Annotated in this window: 11 protein-coding genes; 1 reads left to right on the plus strand and 10 read right to left on the minus strand. The window is 67.7% G+C overall.

What is annotated here, in order from left to right:
- Nucleotides 1–103 precede the first annotated feature (103 nt).
- Nucleotides 104–1232 (minus strand): peptide chain release factor 2 gene (gene prfB, locus EGK76_RS06310; protein WP_096298195.1). Its coding sequence is split into 2 segments (ribosomal slippage): nt 104–1156 and nt 1158–1232, totalling 1128 coding nucleotides; the frame shifts between segments, so codons are not numbered across the junction.
- Between the two features lie 137 nt (nt 1233–1369).
- Between prfB and EGK76_RS06315 the strand changes: the two genes are divergently transcribed.
- On the plus strand, nt 1370–3325 hold the full coding sequence (locus EGK76_RS06315; RefSeq protein ID WP_096298193.1) for a GGDEF domain-containing protein: 1956 nt from the start codon (nt 1370–1372) through the stop codon (nt 3323–3325).
- A gap of 81 nt (nt 3326–3406) precedes the next feature.
- Here the strand turns inward: EGK76_RS06315 and EGK76_RS06320 are convergent, their stop codons facing one another.
- The 9 genes from EGK76_RS06320 to dnaK form a co-directional block, all read right to left on the minus strand.
- Nucleotides 3407–4747 (minus strand): ABC transporter substrate-binding protein, encoded by a 1341-nt coding sequence (locus EGK76_RS06320; protein ID WP_123831996.1) that lies wholly within the window; start codon nt 4745–4747, stop codon nt 3407–3409.
- Between the two features lie 106 nt (nt 4748–4853).
- A complete protein-coding gene (recJ, locus tag EGK76_RS06325) occupies nt 4854–6563 on the minus strand; it encodes a single-stranded-DNA-specific exonuclease RecJ (protein ID WP_233580204.1) in 1710 nt (569 codons plus the stop codon).
- A 17-nt stretch (nt 6564–6580) separates the two neighbouring features.
- On the minus strand, nt 6581–7555 hold the full coding sequence (locus EGK76_RS06330; protein ID WP_123831997.1) for a phosphoglycerate mutase: 975 nt from the start codon (nt 7553–7555) through the stop codon (nt 6581–6583).
- A gap of 249 nt (nt 7556–7804) precedes the next feature.
- The gene (greA, locus tag EGK76_RS06335; RefSeq protein ID WP_179948241.1) at nt 7805–8269 is read right to left on the minus strand and encodes a transcription elongation factor GreA; all 465 of its coding nucleotides are present in this window, start codon (nt 8267–8269) and stop codon (nt 7805–7807) included.
- A 25-nt stretch (nt 8270–8294) separates the two neighbouring features.
- Nucleotides 8295–11564, minus strand: a complete 3270-nt coding sequence (gene carB, locus EGK76_RS06340; protein WP_123831998.1) for a carbamoyl-phosphate synthase large subunit — start codon at nt 11562–11564, stop codon at nt 8295–8297.
- A gap of 1 nt (nt 11565) precedes the next feature.
- Nucleotides 11566–12687: a glutamine-hydrolyzing carbamoyl-phosphate synthase small subunit gene (gene carA, locus EGK76_RS06345; protein WP_123831999.1), complete on the minus strand. Its 1122-nt coding sequence runs from the start codon at nt 12685–12687 to the stop codon at nt 11566–11568.
- Nucleotides 12688–12833: 146 nt separating this feature from the next.
- The gene (gene dapB, locus EGK76_RS06350; protein WP_096298181.1) at nt 12834–13559 is read right to left on the minus strand and encodes a 4-hydroxy-tetrahydrodipicolinate reductase; all 726 of its coding nucleotides are present in this window, start codon (nt 13557–13559) and stop codon (nt 12834–12836) included.
- Nucleotides 13560–14563: 1004 nt separating this feature from the next.
- Nucleotides 14564–15694: a molecular chaperone DnaJ gene (dnaJ, locus tag EGK76_RS06355; RefSeq protein WP_096298179.1), complete on the minus strand. Its 1131-nt coding sequence runs from the start codon at nt 15692–15694 to the stop codon at nt 14564–14566.
- A gap of 136 nt (nt 15695–15830) precedes the next feature.
- Entirely contained in the window at nt 15831–17753 is a 1923-nt protein-coding gene (dnaK, locus tag EGK76_RS06360; RefSeq protein WP_096298177.1) for a molecular chaperone DnaK, read from the minus strand.
- Nucleotides 17754–17868 lie beyond the last annotated feature (115 nt).

Consider the following 17868-nt stretch of genomic DNA (forward strand, 5'->3'; position numbering starts at 1 on the left):
CGCCATCGTACGGAGTGGCGCATTGACGGTCCGTGTGCGCCAGATGAACCTCGACACGGACCACCAGGCCGCAACCGCGCGGCCATGGGTTGGCTCTGGAAACTCAGCTCGCGTCGGTGCGCTTGGCGCCGGCCTCGAGGCCGGATTTGAGCGCGGCCTCGACGAACTCGTCGAGATCGCCGTCGAGGACCTTCTGCGTATCGCTGCGCTCCACGCCGGTCCGCAGATCCTTGATGCGGCTCTGGTCGAGCACGTAGTTGCGGATCTGGCTGCCCCAGCCGATGTCGGACTTGGTGGCTTCCAGCGCGTCCTTCTCCGCATTGCGCTTCTGCAGTTCCAGCTCGTAGAGCTTGGCGGCCAGCATCTTCATCGCGGTGTCGCGGTTCTGGTGCTGGCTGCGCCCGGTCTGGCAGGCGACGACGGTATTGGTCGGGATGTGGGTGATGCGCACCGCCGACTCGGTCTTGTTGACGTGCTGGCCACCGGCGCCCGACGAGCGGTACACGTCGGTACGCAGATCGGCGGGGTTGATGTCGATCTCGATGTTGTCGTCGACTTCCGGCGATACGAACACCGATGTGAAACTGGTATGCCGGCGGTTGTCGGAGTCGAACGGCGACTTGCGCACCAGCCGGTGCACGCCGATCTCGGTCTTGAGCCAGCCGTAGGCGAAATCGCCCTCGATCCGCACGGTCGCGGACTTGATGCCCGCGACTTCGCCGCCGGAAACCTCCATCAGCTCGGCCTTCCAGCCGCGGCTTTCCGCCCAGCGCAGATACATGCGCAGCAGCATTTCGGCCCAGTCCTGGGCCTCGGTGCCACCGGCGCCGGCCTGGATGTCGACGAACGCTGCGGCGTGGTCCAGCTCGCCGGAGAACATGCGCTGGAATTCCAGCTTGTCGACCTCGCTGCCGAAGCGTTCGACGTCCTCGACCACCGCCTGCGCGGTGTCCTCGTCATTCTCCGATTCGGCCAGCTCCAGCAGTTCACTGGCGCCTTCCAGCCCCTCGGTCAGGCTGCGGATGCCGTTGACGGTCTTGTCGAGCGACGAACGCTCGCGGCCCAGCGCCTGTGCGCGCTCGGCATCGTTCCAGATGTTCGGGTCTTCGAGCTCGCGCTCGACTTCTTCCAGACGCTCGCGACGGGCGTCGTAGTCAAAGAAACCCCCTGAGCGCATCCAGCCGACCGCGAAGGTCGGCGATGCGCTGGCGAACGGGATTGAGTTCAAGCATGGGATTGGGAACCGCGGAAAACCGGGGATTCTAACAAGTCCTCGGCCATGCCGCGCACCGCGCCCGGGCAGGTGCATAGCGAATCTGTTTAGACTCGATGCTTGCCAACGGGGACCCTGGCAGGACAACGCGACCACATGACCACACGCACAAGATGGACGTTCCGGCTGGCCGCCGCTCTGGCGGGCGCGACGCTGGCCTGGATCGCACCGGTTTCGGCGTTGACGCCGCCGACTCCGGTGTCTGCCGCCGCCGACATCGATCGCTGCTTCGAGCTGCGACAGCACGATCCCGCGGCCGCGCTGCAACTTGCCGACGCGGTCCTCGCGCGCGGCCCGCTGGCACACGATGAAGAGATGAAGCTGCAGAGCTGCCTCGGCCGCGCCGCGGCGTTGCTCGGTGACGGCAGGCGCGCTAGCGCATCGGTCGATCGCGTCGAATCGCTGCTGCAGGCGCATCCCATGCCGCCCGCGTTCCAGCTGCGCGCGCTGTCCAATGCCGGATCGACCCTGCATAGCGTCGGCTTCATCCCGCGCGCGCTCGATCTCTACATTCGCGCGTACGAAGCGGCGGAACTCGACGAATCCGCCATCGCCCAGACCGTGATGCTGATCAACGTCGGCAGCATCTACAGCGAAGAACTCGAATCCTACGAGGCTGCCGAGCGATTCTTCGAGCAGGCCGACGAGATCATCGCCGGCTCGGATCTGCCCGAAAAGCAGACGGTCCTGCTGCACTTGAACCGCGGCCTGAACTACCTGCGTGCGGGCCGAGACCGCGACGCCCTGGTCAACTTCGACGCCGCTGCGCAGTTGGGAGACGACGACGATTACATCGGGCGTCGTGCGCGCGCCGAGCGCATCGCCATCCGGTCCCGGCTGGCAAAGGGCGGAACCGCGTCCGCCATGGTCGAGCTGCGGCGCATCGCCGACCTGCAGTCCGAGTCCGGTGACCGGGCGGGCGCTGCCATCACCCTGCTGCGCATGTCCAGGCTTGCGCTCGACGACGGCACGCCGGACGTGGCGCGCACGCACGCGGAACACGCGATGGCCTTGGTCGGCACGGCGCAGCCGTGCAGGGAGTACAGCGATGCGGTGCGGGCGAAAATCGCAGCCTTGCGCGCGGGCGGCAGGTTCGAAGAAGCGCTGGATGCGCAGGAGGCCCTGCTGGGGTCGGAGGTCCGGAACCTGCGCTCGCAGAACCTCGACAGCCTGGCCGGGCTGCAGGCGAAACTGCTGGACCAGGTGCGCGAGCGCGAGATCATCGCGCTGCGCGAGGCGCAGCAGGTCGAAGCGCTGAACCTGATGCACACGCGCTGGCTGCGCAATGCCGCGGTGATCTGCGCCATCGTGCTGGCCGTGCTGATGCTCGCATTCTGGTGGTACCAGCGCCGGGTCAACCTGCGCCTGCATCACCTCGGATCAGCCGATGGACTGACCGGGCTGGAGAACCGCGGCGCCGCGATGCGCCGCCTGGGGGCCACCCCGCTCCCGACACGGCCTGCGCTGCGCAACGCGGTGTTCCTGATCGATGTCGACCACTTCAAGCAATGCAACGACCGCTACGGGCACGCCACCGGTGACGCGATCCTGGTGCAGATTGCCGCCCGGCTGATCGACTGCTGTCGCCCGGGCGACCTGGTGGCGCGCTGGGGTGGCGAAGAGTTTCTGGTCTCTTGCCCGGGCATCGAATTGCGTGCCGCCACCGAGATCGCCGAGCGGCTGGGGAACGCGATCGGCGGCGCATCGTTCGAGATCGACGAGGTGGGCGCAGTGCCGTTGTCGATCTCGCTCGGCTTCGCCTGCTGGCCGTTTCTTCCTGGCAGTGCGACGAGCCGCGGTGGCTGGCAGGATGCAGTCGGCCTGGCCGACCGCGCGCTCTACGCATCCAAGCGCGGCGGGCGCGCGGCGTGGACCGGTCTGTGGGGAAGCGATGCCGTCACTGACGCGACGATTGCGGAAATCCTGCGCGACCCGGAAGCCGCGATCGCATCGGGTGCCGCGGCCGCGTGCAGCAGCCGGGCGCAGATTCACTGGGGCGCCGGAGAAGCCGAAGTGGACGCGGAGCCCACCGCGGCGCAATCACGGCCATAACCGCGGCGATGCATCGTGCGGTCCGCTCGATCTGCTGCCAGACCGGCCCTGCCCCGCCCTGCGCAGAACCGGTCGCCGGAGTCAGCGACGCTCGAGCGAGATGCGGTAATTGCCGCCGGTGTCGCCGTCCACCGACGAAGCTTCGACGACATAGCTGCCCGACTCGAGCCGCTGTGCGATGCGTGCATTCAATGCGCCGCCGCCATCGTCATCGGTCGCCACTTCCTGGCCGTCGCGGCTCAGGCGCAGATAGCTGTCGACGTCGTCGGAGTGCATTGCGATGGCGTACTCGCCAGCGCTGCGGATGTTGAACGTCCAGCGGTCGGTCATGCCGGGCAGCAACGTGGCCTCGATCGGACGGCCCGCCGCCAGCGTGCCGCCGCCGACATTGTCCGGCGCTTCTGACGCAGCAAACGCCAGCGTGTACAGACCGGCGCCCGCGGATGCAGCGTCGGCGCGCAGCGTGTAGTCGCCCGGCTCGAGCAGCATCGAGATGCGCGCGTTGAGGCCGTCGCCGCCGTCGTCGTCGGTCTTCTCCACACCGTTGCCGGCCAGGTGCATCAACGGATCGATCTCGTCGCTGCGCATGTCGATGCGGACGACGCGACGCGCCGGCAGCGAGAACGTGTACGCATGCGCGTTGCCTTCGTACAGGCCGGTCAACGTGCTGCCGACGTCCAGTGCGCCGCCTTCCCGCAAGCCGCCTTCAGGCAGCGGACGCGCGGCCACGCGGATCTGGTACAGCCCGTTGATGCGATCGCCGCCATAGCCTTCGGCCGTCAGCGTGTAGGTGCCCGGCGCGAGGCGTGCGCTGATACGCGCGTTGCTGCCGTCGCCGCCGTCGTCGTTGCTCAGCGCAACGCCAGGACCATCGAGCTTGAGCACCGAGTCGAAATCGTCGGACATCATGTCGATCGTGTAGAAGCCGGCCTCGTCGATCTGCAGCGGCAGCTGGCGACGCGCATCGGTCCAGTCACTGATCGCCGCGCCCACGCGCAGGGTCTCGCCGTTGTAGGCCTCGATCGCCGTGGCCTGCAACGTGAACGGACCATATGCACTGGCATCGACCCCGCTGACGGCAATGGTGTAGCTGCCCGCTCGCCTGGCGCGCACGACCAGTGGCGCCGATTCGCGCTCGGGATTGGAGGTCGCGACCAGATCACCGTCATGGAAGGCCGTGAGCCTGCCACGCAGCGCGCCCTCGAGCTTGAAGGCGACGACTTGGCCCTCGCGCAGATCGATGCGGTAGAGCTGGCTGCGCGAGCCGTCCTGGTGATTGAGGCTGGACCGGCTGGTGATCTCCCCGCGACGTTCCGCGCCGAGCGTCAGGGCATCGGCGGGTTCGGCCACGGCGGCGGCGGGAGACATCGCGGGTGCCATGGCAAGCGCAATGGCGAGGGTCAAGGTCTGGACGGTCTTCAATGAGCTCTCCCGGCTGGACGGCAGCGCCGGAGCGGCGACTGCTGAGCCGCATGCGCGGCGATGCATTCTGCACCCGCATTCATGGTGGCGCACGCGGTCGAACGGCTCAGGCGGTCGGCAGCGGCTCGCGGTGTTCGACCACGAGCTGCACGGCATCGCCGCCTCGGTAGTCGTCCGGTGCGAGGCGGTACACCAGACGCTCGCGCGCAGCGGGCGCGATCTCGCGCCAGCCGCCGAAATGGATCGCCGACAACGGCCGCGCATGGCCATCGAGGCGCAGTGTCAGTTTCAGGTGCCGGGAGCCGACCACGCGCCAGTCCACGACGGCGAATTCGCCATCGAACAGCGGCTCCGGGAAGCCCTGCCCCCACGGCCCGGCATCGCGCAGGTGCGCGGCGTGGACGATGTCGAACTCTTCACCGCGCAAGGGGCCGTCGGTGAGGATCTCGGCCCGGAGCAGCGCCGGATCGAGCATGCGTTCGACGGCTGCCGCGAAGGCAGCGGTGAACGCCGCGAGACGATCGCGCTGCAGGCTCAGCCCGGCCGCCATCGCATGGCCACCGAAGCGCTCGATCAGACCGGGATGCGCGACGTCGACCGCGGCCAGCACGTCGCGGATGTGCAGGCCGGGAATCGAGCGGGCCGAGCCGCGCAACTGCGGGCTGCCCGGTTCGGCCGGAGCGAACGCGATGACCGGGCGATGCAGCGTGTCCTTCATCTTCGAGGCGACCAGGCCGACCACGCCGGGATGCCAGTCGGCATCGAACAGGCAGACGCCCGCGCCGGCAGGATCGACCGGCACCTGGGCCGCAACGGCGGCCTCGGCATCGTCGAGCATCGACTGCTGCACCGCGCGCCGCTCGGCATTGATCCGGTGCAGCGTGTCGGCCAGACCGCGCGCATGCACGCCATCGTCGCTGAGCAGACATTCGATGCCGATCGCCATGTCCTCGAGCCGACCGGCCGCATTGATGCGCGGACCGATCGCGAAGCCGATGTCGGCGGCGGTCAGGCGCGCAGCCTCCCGTCCGGCAATCTCGATCAGCGCATGCAGGCCCGCGCAGCCGCGTCGCGCACGCAGGCGGCGCAGCCCGGCGGAAACGAGTGCGCGGTTGTTGGCGTCGAGCGGTACCAGGTCGGCCACCGTACCGACCGCGACCAGATCGAGCAGGCTGCCCAGATCGGCGTCCGTCGCCCGCGCGTCGCCCTGCACGCGCAGGCGGGCGCGCAGGGCCATCAGCACGTAGAAGATCACGCCGACGCCGGCGAGCACCTTGCTCGGAAACGCATCGCCCGGCAGGTTGGGATTGACGATCGCATCTGCCGGCGGCAACACGTCTCCGGGCAGGTGGTGGTCGGTGACCAGCACGCGCCAGCCGAGCGCCCTGGCCGCAGCGATGCCGGCGTGGCAGGCGATGCCGTGATCGACGGTCACCAGCAAGGCCGGCGACAGCGGCGCGAGCGTTTCGACCAGGGCGGGCGACAGTCCGTAGCCATGCGTCACCCGGTTGGGCACCGCATGGACCACGTCACGCGCGCCCAGCATGCGCAGACCGCGGACAGCGACCGCGCAGGCGGTCGCGCCGTCGCAGTCGAAATCACCGACGACGAGGATGCGTTCACCTGACGCGATCGCGTCGGCGAGCAGTTCCGTGGCCGCGTCGATGTTCGACAGCGTGTCCGGGGGCAACAGCTGCGCGAGCTTCGGCTGTGCGGCGGTGATGTCGTGGGCGCCACGGCTGGCGTAGATGCGCCGCAGCAGCGCCGGCATGGTCTCGGGCCAGCCCTCGCCGGGCACGCCGTCGCGGCGACGGATGGTCGGCGCCTGGCGCGTCACGAAGGCTTCGCCGCCGGCGTCCGCGGAGCGCGCCACATGCGCAGGCGATGCCAGCGCCGAAGCGCGAATACGCTCCCGTCCTCGTCGTCGAGCGTGAGCACGGCAATGCGGCCGCGCTTCATGGCGGCCAGCGCCGGCTGCAACCAGTCGGCCTGCAATTGCCGCAGGTCGCGCAGCGCGCTCAGGTCGAACAGCGCGGCCGCGCCAGGGTCCAGGTCCAGGTCCAAGTCCGGCCAGCGTGAAGGCAATGCCTGCGCGCCGGCGGCGCCTGCAGCGAGCGCGTGCAGGGTCGCGTCGTCGGTGTAGACCTGTCGCGGCGCGGCTCCACCGCCCGCGCGCGCCTCCGGCAAGGTGCCGCCGCCCCAGAACCACAACGCATTGATCGGCGGCCTGCCCGCAGCCGCACGCGCCGCGTTCCAGGGATGGTTGTGCAGCAGGATCTGCGCCTCGCTCCCGAGCGCACGCCAGCGGCGGGCATCGGGGCTGGTGTCCTCGAATTCGGACAGATCCGTGCCCAGCGCGTCGGATGGATCCGGAAACGCGGGCAAGCGGGTGTCGCGCGGCAGTCGCAGATACCACCGTGCAGGCACGGGCGCGTCGAGCTGGAAGCCGGCGTCGGCGAACATCTCCTGCAAGGCCGGCAACAGCGCGGCGCAGTCGTCGGTGCTCACGCCCAGTGCATCACCATGCGCCATCAGTCGCACGCCGTTGATGTCGGGACGCAGCCAGACGGGATCCGCGCGCAGCCAGGCCGTTTCCGGCGCACCCGCATCGCCCGCATCCACCTGTCGCGACAGCGCGGCCAGCGGCCAGCTGCCGTCGGGCAGGTCGACATGGCGCGCAAGCTGGGCGCGTCGCCCCGGCGTCTGTGTTGCCACATCGGCGCGCCCGAAAGCGCGCGCGACATCGGGCAGCCAGCGCTGGGCGCCGAAGCGCGCCGGCGCCGGCAGCAGGAAGGTGACGACGCTCATGCGGGCGTCCCCGCAGCCACCGGACGCGGCGCACCGCGCCCGCGCACGGCCGGGGCCCGCAGGCATGCGGATACCCACCCGCGGCCAGCCGCCCGTGGCAACCATGAATCCGGCGCAGGCAGGCCCGATCCGGCGATCCGGCCCTGGAATCGGCTTGGAGGGAACCGCCCGGACCGGCGCGCCGGCCCGCCCGTCATCCTGCCCGTGGCCGGGCCCGGTATCGCGTGTCGGGAGACGACCGGCACGCCTTTAGCCGAGGTACTCGACGCTGATGATGTCGTACTCGCGGGTACCGCCCGGCGCGTCGATGCTGACGCTGTCGCCCTCGTGCTTGCCGATCATGGCGCGGGCGACCGGTGAGGAGATCGCGATGAGGCCCTGCTTGATGTCGGCCTCGAGGTCGCCGACGATCTGGTAACGCTTCTCTTCATCGGTCTCGGTGTCGGCGATCACCACGGTCGCGCCGAACACCACCTTGTCGCCGGCATTGAGCTTGGCCACGTCGATGACGTCGGCATGCGAGAGCTCGCCTTCCAGCTGCTTGATGCGGCCTTCGATGAAGCTCTGCTGCTCGCGGGCGGCGTGGTACTCGGCGTTCTCCTTGAGATCGCCGTGCGCGCGCGCCTCGGCGATCGCCTCGATCACCGCCGGCCGCTTGACGGACTTCAGTTCCTCGAGCTCTTCGCGCAGGCGCTGGGCGCCGCGCATGGTCATGGGTGCGCGCATGGGCGTGCCTCCGTCAATGTGTGGATGTGTCTGCCGCGCCGCCCTTGAGCTGCGCGTGCAGTTCCTGCAGCGACCACACCGGCCCGCTGCCGCGATATTCCAGAGAATGCAACAACGCCTTGGCGCCCGCCACGGTGGTCGAATACGTGACCCGGTGCTGCAGCGCCTCGCGGCGGATCGAGAACGAGTCGGCGATCGCCTGCTTGCCTTCCGTCGTGTTGACGATATAGGCGATCTCGCCGTTCTTGATCAGGTCGACGACATGCGGCCGGCCCTCGATGACCTTGTTGATCTGCTCGCAGGCGATGTCGTGCTCGCGCAGCCACTGCGCAGTGCCCGCGGTGGCGACGATCGTGTAACCGCGCTCGACCAGGTCGCGGGCGACCGGCAATACGCGCTTCTTGTCCGGGTCGCGCACCGAGACGAACACCTTGCCGCTGGTCGGCGGCGTCTTGATGCTCGCCGCCTCCTGCGCGCGGGCGAACGCGGCGCCGAAGCTGCGTCCCACGCCCATGACCTCGCCGGTGGAACGCATCTCCGGCCCGAGGATCGGATCGACGTTCTGGAACTTGGCGAACGGGAAGATCGCTTCCTTGACCGAGTAGTACGAAGGGACGATCTCGGTGGTCGCGCCCTGCTCGGCCAGGGTCTTGCCGGCCATGCAGCGCGCCGCGATCTTCGCCAGTGGCAGGCCGATGGCCTTGGAGACGAACGGCACGGTGCGCGATGCGCGCGGATTCACTTCCAGCAGGAAGATCGTATCCACGCCGTCGTCGTCGGTCTGCACCGCGAACTGGGTGTTCATCAGGCCGATCACCTTGAGCTTGCGCGCCAGCGCCACGACCTGCTCGCGCAGGCGGGCCTGCACTTCGCTCGACAGCGAATACGGCGGCAGCGAGCACGAGGAGTCGCCGGAATGCACGCCGGCTTCCTCGATGTGCTCCATGACGCCGCCGATCAGCACGTTGCCGTCCTTGTCCGCGATGACATCGATGTCCACTTCCACGGCGTTGTCGAGGAAGCGGTCGAGCAGCACCGGCGAATCGTTCGACACCTTCACTGCATCGCGCATGTAGCGCGCGAGGTCGGCATCGGCGTGCACCACCTCCATCGCGCGGCCGCCGAGCACGTAACTCGGACGCACCACCAGCGGATAGCCGATCTCGCGCGCCAGTACCAGCGCCTCCTCGGGATTGCGCGCGGTGCGGTTGGGCGGCTGCTTGAGGCCCAGCTCGTCGACCAGCTTCTGGAAGCGCTCGCGATCCTCGGCCAGGTCGATCGATTCGGGGGAAGTGCCGATGATCGGCACGCCGTTGGCCTCCAGTGCACGCGCGAGCTTGAGCGGGGTCTGGCCGCCGTACTGGACGATCACGCCCTTGGGCTTCTCGATCTCGACGATCTCGAGCACGTCCTCGAGGGTCAGCGGTTCGAAGTACAGGCGGTCGGAGGTGTCGTAATCGGTCGAGACGGTTTCCGGGTTGCAGTTGACCATGATGGTCTCGTACCCGTCCTCGCGGAGCGCGAGCGCCGCGTGCACGCAGCAGTAGTCGAACTCGATGCCCTGGCCGATGCGGTTCGGACCGCCGCCGAGCACCATGATCTTGTCGCGACCGGTCGGCTGCGCCTCGCACTCGTCCTCGTAGGTCGAATACAGGTAAGCGGTGTCGGTCGCGAACTCGGCCGCGCAGGAATCGACGCGCTTGTAGACCGGACGCACACCGAAGGCGTGGCGCAGTGCACGGACGGCCTGCTCGTCGGTACCGAGCAGCTGCGCCAGGCGCGCATCGGAAAAGCCCATGCGCTTGAGCGCACGCAGCCGCGCCTTGTCGAGCGCATCGATGCCTGCGGCCGCCACCTCCGATTCGGTCGCGATCAGTTCCTCGATCTGGTCGAGGAACCAGTGGTCCACGAACGACAGCGCATAGACATCTTCGACCGACAGGCCTGCGCGGAACGCGTCGGCGAGATAGAACAGACGCTCGGGGCCGGGCTCGCGCACTTCGCGGCGCAGCGTGGCCATGTCGTCTTCGTCGTTGAAGTCGAGGCCGGTCGGATCGAAACCAACCTTGCCGGTCTCCAGGCCGCGCAACGCTTTCTGCATCGATTCCTGGAAGGTGCGGCCCATCGCCATCACTTCGCCGACCGACTTCATCTGCGTGGTCAGGCGGGCGTCGGCCTGCGGGAACTTCTCGAACGCGAAACGCGGGATCTTGGTCACCACGTAGTCGATCGACGGCTCGAACGAGGCCGGGGTCTTGCCTCCGGTGATCTCGTTCTTGAGTTCATCGAGCGTGTAGCCGACCGCGAGCTTGGCCGCGACCTTGGCGATCGGGAATCCGGTTGCCTTCGATGCCAGTGCCGACGAACGCGACACGCGCGGATTCATCTCGATGACGACCACACGGCCGTCCTTCGGATTGATGCCGAACTGCACGTTCGAGCCGCCGGTGTCGACACCGATCTTGCGCAGCACTGCGATCGATGCATTGCGCAGGCGCTGGTATTCCTTGTCGGTCAGCGTCTGCGCAGGTGCCACGGTGATGGAATCGCCCGTGTGCACGCCCATCGGATCGAGGTTCTCGATCGAGCAGACGATGATGCAGTTGTCCGCGGTGTCGCGGACCACTTCCATCTCGAACTCCTTCCAGCCGAGCACCGATTCCTCGACCAGCACTTCGGTCGTCGGCGACAGCTCGAGGCCGCGGCCGACGATCTCGATCAGTTCTTCGCGGTTGTAGGCAATGCCGCCACCCGAACCGCCGAGGGTGAAGCTCGGGCGGATGATCGTCGGATAGCCGACGCGGGTCTGGATGTCGAGCGCTTCCTCGAGCGTGTGGGCGACTTCGGCGCGCGGGCATTCCAGGCCGATCTCGCCCATCGCCACGCGGAACAGCTCACGGTCTTCCGCCATGCGGATCGCTTCGCGCTTGGCGCCGATCAGCTCGACGCCGTACTTCTCGAGCACGCCGTTGTCGGCCAGGTCGAGCGCGCAGTTGAGCGCGGTCTGGCCGCCCATCGTCGGCAGCAGCGCATCGGGCTTTTCCTTGGCGATGATCTTCTCGACCGTCTGCCAGTTGATCGGCTCGATATAGACCGCATCGGCGGTCTCGGGGTCGGTCATGATCGTCGCCGGATTGCTGTTGACCAGCACGACGCGATAGCCCTCTTCGCGCAGGGCCTTGCAGGCCTGGGCACCGGAGTAATCGAACTCGCAGGCCTGGCCGATGACGATCGGGCCAGCGCCAATGATCAGGATGGTCTTGATGTCGGAACGCTTGGGCATGTCAACGCGCCTCCATCAGCGCAACGAATCGGTCGAACAATGGCGCCACGTCATGCGGGCCGGGGCTCGCTTCGGGATGCCCCTGGAACGAGAAGGCGGGCGCGTCCTGCAGTGCGATGCCCTGGTTGCTGCCGTCGAACAGCGAGCGGTGGGTCACGCGCACGTTGGCCGGCAGCGTCGATTCGTCCACCGCGAAGCCGTGGTTCTGCGAGGTGATCAGCACCTTGCCCGAGTCGAGGTCCTGCACCGGATGGTTCGCACCGTGGTGGCCGTGCGGCATCTTCAGCGTCTGCGCGCCGGCGGCAAGCGCCAGCAACTGGTGGCCGAGGCAGATGCCGAAGGTCGGGATCTTCGCGTCGATGAAGCTGCGGATCGCTTCGATCGCATAGTCGCAGGGGGCCGGATCGCCGGGGCCGTTGGCGAGGAACACGCCGTCGGGCTGCATCGCCAGCACTTCGCTGGCGGGCGTCTGCGCCGGCACCACGGTGAGCTCGCAGCCGCGCTCGGCCAGCATGCGCAGGATGTTGTGCTTCACGCCGAAATCGTAGGCAACGACCTTGAACTTCGGCGCTGCCTGCACGAACGCGTTCGCGTCGAGATCCAGCTGGCCGTCGGTCCAGGTGTAGCGCTCGGTCGTACTGACCACCTTGGCCAGATCCATGCCCTTGAGGCCCGGGAATTTGCGCGCGGCTCCGAGCGTCGCGTCGACATCGACTTCGCCCGCCATCACCGCGCCGTTCATGGAGCCACGGTCGCGCAGCAGACGCGTCAGCTTGCGGGTATCGATCTCGGAAATCGCGACGATGCCGCGCGCGCGCAGCCACTCCGGCAGCGACACCTGGCTGCGCCAGCTGCTCGGACGGCGCGGCACGTTGCGCACGATCAGGCCCGACGCCCAGACCTGCGACGCTTCGTCGTCCTGGTCGGTGAAGCCGGTATTGCCGATATGCGGATAGGTCAGCGTCACCAGCTGGCGCGCGTACGAGGGATCGGTGAGCACTTCCTGGTAGCCGGTCATGGCGGTGTTGAACACCACCTCGCCGACCGACAGGCCGGTTGCGCCCACGGAAATGCCCTCGAATACGGTGCCGTCTTCAAGGACGAGGATTGCGGAATCTGTCACGAGGTCTTCGCCTACGTCAGGTTGCAGGAAACCGCCAGAGCGGTGGAAACCGGTCCGGAGGTTTGGGGTTCAGGCGAGCGGGAATTGTACTGATGCGGCCCGCCCTGCGCCAGCGCCACGCACGGTGTGTTCAGCGAATGCGGCGATCAGGCCGCATCAACAGACAGCACATCGGCGATCGCATAGTGGCCGGGGTTGCGGCCCGCAAGTCGCGCGGCGACATGCAGAGCGCCGTTGGCGAAGATGTCGCGGTTGGTGGCACGGTGCACCAGCTCGATCCGCTCGCCATGGCTGGTGAACTGCACCAGATGTTCTCCGACGATATCGCCAGCGCGGATCGACGCGTAATGCGGTGTCGCGCCCTGCCCCGCTGCGGCCTCACCCAGCGTCAGCGCGGTGCCCGACGGCGCGTCGAGCTTGCGCGTGTGATGCGACTCGACGATATCGCAATCCCAACCCGACAACACGGCCGCCGCGCGCGCCACCAGATCCTGCAGGACCGCAACGCCAAGGCTGAAGTTGGACGCCCACAGCACGGGAATCGATCCACCTGCCGATTCGAGCGCGGCCCGCTGCGCATCATCCAGACCGGTGGTGCCCGAAACCAGCGCCGCGCGGCGCTTGAGGCACAGGGCAAGCAGTGCGTCGAAGCCGCCAGGCAGACTGAAGTCCACCGCGACGTCGAACGCGGGCACGCCGGCGAGCTCGGAAGCCCCGAAGTAGGGAACCCCGTCGATGACCCGCTGCTTCGGTGGACGGCCGGACACCGCAGCGCACACGCACAGATCCTCGCGATCGGCGGCCAGGCGCAGCAGCGTCATGCCCATCCGGCCGGACGCGCCGTGCACCAGCACCCGCACACGGCCGCTCATGCGGACACCTGCAGACCACGCGTGGGAGGGCGGCAAGCGGCGCTGGAAATCGGTTGAATGGCCATGTCCGCATTCTAGCGTGCCGCCCTTGGGCCGCGGCGGACACGTTTGCCTGACCCTCGCCTGCGGTTTCGGCGGTTTGCGCCTGACAACCTCGCCCCTTTCGATGGACGCAAAGCCGGCGCCACAGCACCCGCGACCCGGCGACTTCCTCTTGGGTTCGGCGAGCCCGGCGGCGGCGTTCGCAGGTGCCGCATGGCATTGCGCGGGTCAAGGGGCAGATCGAGCGGATTTGCGGCTGTTGGCGAGATTCTGACCAGCTTCCGGAGGACCGGGACGCAGGCGGCTTTGGAGGAGTTACCCACAGCCTTGTCCTCAAACCATCCACACCCGCTGTGGATGAAAGCGCGACTAGCCCGTCGCCACCTGCGGGTCAAGCGTCACCGGACACAACTCGGGTCACCGACCCGCTGGATCAACTGCGGAGATCCGGGCACGCCGGCGCGCATGCGCGGATGGAGCACGATCCCGGCTCCCGGCCGCACTATTGGCGACGGAATGACCACCAGCCGAAGGGCCCGGCGCAACGCCGATGCGAAGGCTTATCCACACCTTTGTCATCCGACCATCCACACCCCGTGTGGACATCACCGCGACTAGACCCAAACGAGGTGCGCGTCAAGACGGCTGCTTCCAAATCGCGCTGGAACCGCGCCATGGCGGCGATCGCGGCGCAATCGCCGCAATCGACGCGCCTGTGCGCGTCGTCACAGTGGCGACACATTGACCACTTCGCCCGTCCCTTGCGCGGACGCGTACTTGCGACGCTTATCCACAACATTGTCGACAGGCCATCCACACCGCCTGTGGATGGTTTACCCGGCGCCTGGGCCCGGGGACCGCCGCCGCCGAAGCCGACCCGAAAACAGGCCGCCCCACGGCGGAGAAACGAAAACGCCCGGCACATGGCCGGGCGGCTCGTTGCAGGCGTTGCCCACCCGCACTCAGGACGTCATGCGCTCCCAGAAGCCGCGCACCCCGTCGATGAACGTACTGGACTTGGGCGAATGCCGACGTGCGTTCTCACCACTGAATGTGCTCTCGAACTGGGCCAGCAACTCGCGCTGCTCGACCGTCAGGTTGACCGGAGTCTCCACGACCACCTTGCAGTACAGGTCGCCGGGCGCGCGGCTGCGCACCGACTTGACGCCCTTGTCGCGCAGGCGGAAGACCTTTCCGGTCTGGGTCTCGGCCGGCACGCGGATCTCGGCCTCGCCGCCCAGCGTAGGCACGCGCACCGTATCGCCGAGTGCCGCCTGGGAAATACGGATCGGCACTTCGCAATGCAGGTCGTCGCCGTCGCGCTGGAAGATCGGATGCGGGCGTACCCGCACTTCGACATACAGATCCCCGGGAGGCGCCCCTGCCGGCCCGGCCTCGCCTTCACCCGACAGACGGATGCGATCCCCGTTGTCCACGCCCGCCGGAATCTTCACCGACAGCACCTTCTCGTCCTCGACGCGACCTGCGCCGTGACACGTCTTGCAGGGCTTGGCGATGATCTGGCCCTGCCCGTCGCAGTGCGGACAGGCCTGCTGCATCGTGAAGATGCCCCGCTGCATGCGCACCTGGCCGCGGCCGGCGCAGGTCGTGCAGACCTCGCGCTTGCCGTCTTCCGAGCCGGTGCCGTCGCAGTCGTCGCACCCTGCCAGCGTCGGCAGTTCGACACGCTTCTCGACTCCGCCCACCGCCTCCTCGAGATCGAGTTCCACGACGCATCCCACATCGGCGCCGCGGCGCGGTCCACCGCGGCCGCCACCACCGAAGATGTTGCCGAAGATGTCGCCGAAGATGTCGCCCATGTCCGCGCCCTGGCCGAAACCCGGCCCGGCGTTGCCGCCGCCCATGCCGTGCTCGAATGCTGCATGGCCGTGCTGGTCGTACATGCGCCGCTTGCCGCCGTCCGACAGCACCTCGTAGGCCTCCTTGCACTCCTTGAACGCGGCTTCCGCGGCGGAATCTCCGGGATTGCGGTCCGGATGGTGCTTCATCGCGCAACGGCGATAGGCCTTCTTGAGTTCTTGCTCGCTCGCAGAGCGGGAGACACCGAGGACTTCGTAGTAATCGCGTTTCATGGACAGCCAGTTCTGGAGTTACGGACACGGCGCAGGCGGACATGCGCGAAGAGCGGATTGCTCCGCCCTTCGTGCGACCGGAGGCCGCGTCGCGCGATAGGAAGCGCCGCCCGCCACGGGGCGGCGCATACGTGGATCAGGACTTCTTCTCGTCGTCCTTGACCTCGGTGAACTCCGCATCGACCACATCGTCGGACCTGGGAGCATCACCGCCGGCCGAACCCCCTGCGCCCGGCTGGCCGGCAGCGCCGGCTGCGGCAAAGAGCCGCTGGGCCACTTCTTCAAGCGCCTTCGACTTGGCCTCGATCTGCGCCTTGTCCTCACCCTTCATCGCGGTTTCGACGTCGGCGATCGCCGCCTCGGCATTGCCGATCAGATCACCGGGAAGCTTCTCGCCGTTGTCCTTGATCGCGCTGCGGGTGCTGTGCACCAGCGCGTCGGCCTGGTTGCGTGCGGCGACGAGCTCGTGGAACCGCTTGTCGTCCTCGCGATGCGCTTCGGCATCGGCAACCATCTGTGCGATCTCCTCCTCGGACAGTCCCGAACCGGCCTTGATCTCGACCTTCTGCTCCTTGCCGGTCTTCTTGTCCTTGGCCGACACATGCAGGATGCCGTTTGCGTCGATGTCGAACGACACCTCCACCTGCGGCATGCCGCGCGGCGCCGGCTCGATGCCGGTCAGGTCGAAGCGCGCGAGCGACTTGTTGTAGCGGGCCTGCTCGCGCTCGCCCTGCAGCACATGCACGGTGACGGCGGACTGGTTGTCGTCAGCGGTCGAGAACGTCTGCGATGCCTTGGTCGGGATCGTGGTGTTCTTCTCGATGATCTTGGTGAAGACGCCACCCAGGGTCTCGATGCCGAGGCTCAGCGGCGTGACGTCGAGCAACAGCACGTCCTTGACGTCGCCCGCCAGCACACCACCCTGCACCGCCGCACCGATCGCGACAGCCTCATCGGGGTTGACGTCCTTGCGCGGCTCCTTGCCGAAGAACTCGGCCACCGCCGCCTGCACCTTCGGCATGCGGGTCTGACCACCGACGAGGATCACCTCGTTGATGTCGGACGCGCGCAGGCCTGCGTCGTTGAGCGCGGTGCGGCAGGGCTCGATGGTCTTGCGCACCAGTTCCTCGACCAGGGCCTCCAGCTTGGCGCGGGTGAGCTTGATGTTCAGATGCTTCGGGCCCGAGGCGTCGGCGGTGACGTAGGGCAGGTTCACTTCGGTCTGCTGCGAGGACGAAAGCTCGATCTTCGCCCGCTCGGCCGCATCCTTCAGGCGCTGCAGCGCCAACGGATCCTTGCGCAGGTCGATGCCCTGGTCCTTGTTGAACTCTTCGACGAGGTAGTCGATGACGCGTGCGTCGAAGTCCTCGCCACCCAGGAAGGTGTCGCCGTTGGTGGCCAACACTTCGAACTGCTTCTCGCCATCGACTTCGGCGATCTCGATGATCGACACGTCGAAGGTACCGCCACCCAGGTCGTAGACGGCGACCTTGCGGTCGCCACCCGACTTGTCGAGGCCGTAGGCCAGCGCGGCCGCGGTCGGCTCGTTGATGATGCGCTTCACGTCCAGGCCGGCAATGCGACCGGCGTCCTTGGTCGCCTGGCGCTGGCTGTCGTTGAAGTACGCCGGCACCGTGATCACCGCCTCGGTCACCTTCTCGCCCAGGTAATCCTCGGCGGTCTTCTTCATCTTCTCGAGGATGCGCGCGGACACTTCCTGCGGCGACAGGCGCTTGCCGTCGTTGGTCGACACCCAGGCGTCGCCATTGTCGTGCTCGAGAATCTTGTACGGGACCAGGCCGATGTCCTTCTGGACTTCGGCGTCCTTGAAGCGGCGGCCGATCAGGCGCTTGACCGCGAAGAAGGTGTTGTTGGGATTGGTCACCGCCTGCCGCTTGGCCGAAGCGCCCACCAGTACTTCGCCGTCCTTTGTATAGGCGACGATGGACGGCGTGGTGCGGTCGCCCTCGCTGTTCTCGATGACCTTGGCTTTACCGCCGTCCATGATCGCCACGCACGAGTTCGTCGTGCCCAGGTCGATGCCGATGATCTTTGCCATGCGCTGCTTCCTCTAGAAGGTTGTCTGGGTGACGGCAACGCCGTCCATAACCGTGATCTGGGGACACGCAACACAGCGTTCAAGCGGTGCGACGCATCCGGTGACGACCCGTATC

It is taken from the genome of Luteimonas sp. 100069 (assembly GCF_003813845.1).
Lineage (GTDB): Bacteria > Pseudomonadota > Gammaproteobacteria > Xanthomonadales > Xanthomonadaceae > Luteimonas > Luteimonas chenhongjianii.

Bases quoted from the DNA above. Each gene is read 5' to 3' on its own strand.
- EGK76_RS06315 (WP_096298193.1), top strand. From the start codon at position 1,370: ATGACCACACGCACAAGATGGACGTTCCGGCTGGCCGCCGCTCTGGCG.
- dapB (WP_096298181.1), bottom strand. From the start codon at position 13,559: ATGAGCGGCCGTGTGCGGGTGCTGGTGCACGGCGCGTCCGGCCGGATG.
- EGK76_RS06330 (WP_123831997.1), bottom strand. From the start codon at position 7,555: ATGAGCGTCGTCACCTTCCTGCTGCCGGCGCCGGCGCGCTTCGGCGCC.
- dnaK (WP_096298177.1), bottom strand. From the start codon at position 17,753: ATGGCAAAGATCATCGGCATCGACCTGGGCACGACGAACTCGTGCGTG.
- greA (WP_179948241.1), bottom strand. From the start codon at position 8,269: ATGACCATGCGCGGCGCCCAGCGCCTGCGCGAAGAGCTCGAGGAACTG.
- carB (WP_123831998.1), bottom strand. From the start codon at position 11,564: ATGCCCAAGCGTTCCGACATCAAGACCATCCTGATCATTGGCGCTGGC.
- dnaJ (WP_096298179.1), bottom strand. From the start codon at position 15,694: ATGAAACGCGATTACTACGAAGTCCTCGGTGTCTCCCGCTCTGCGAGC.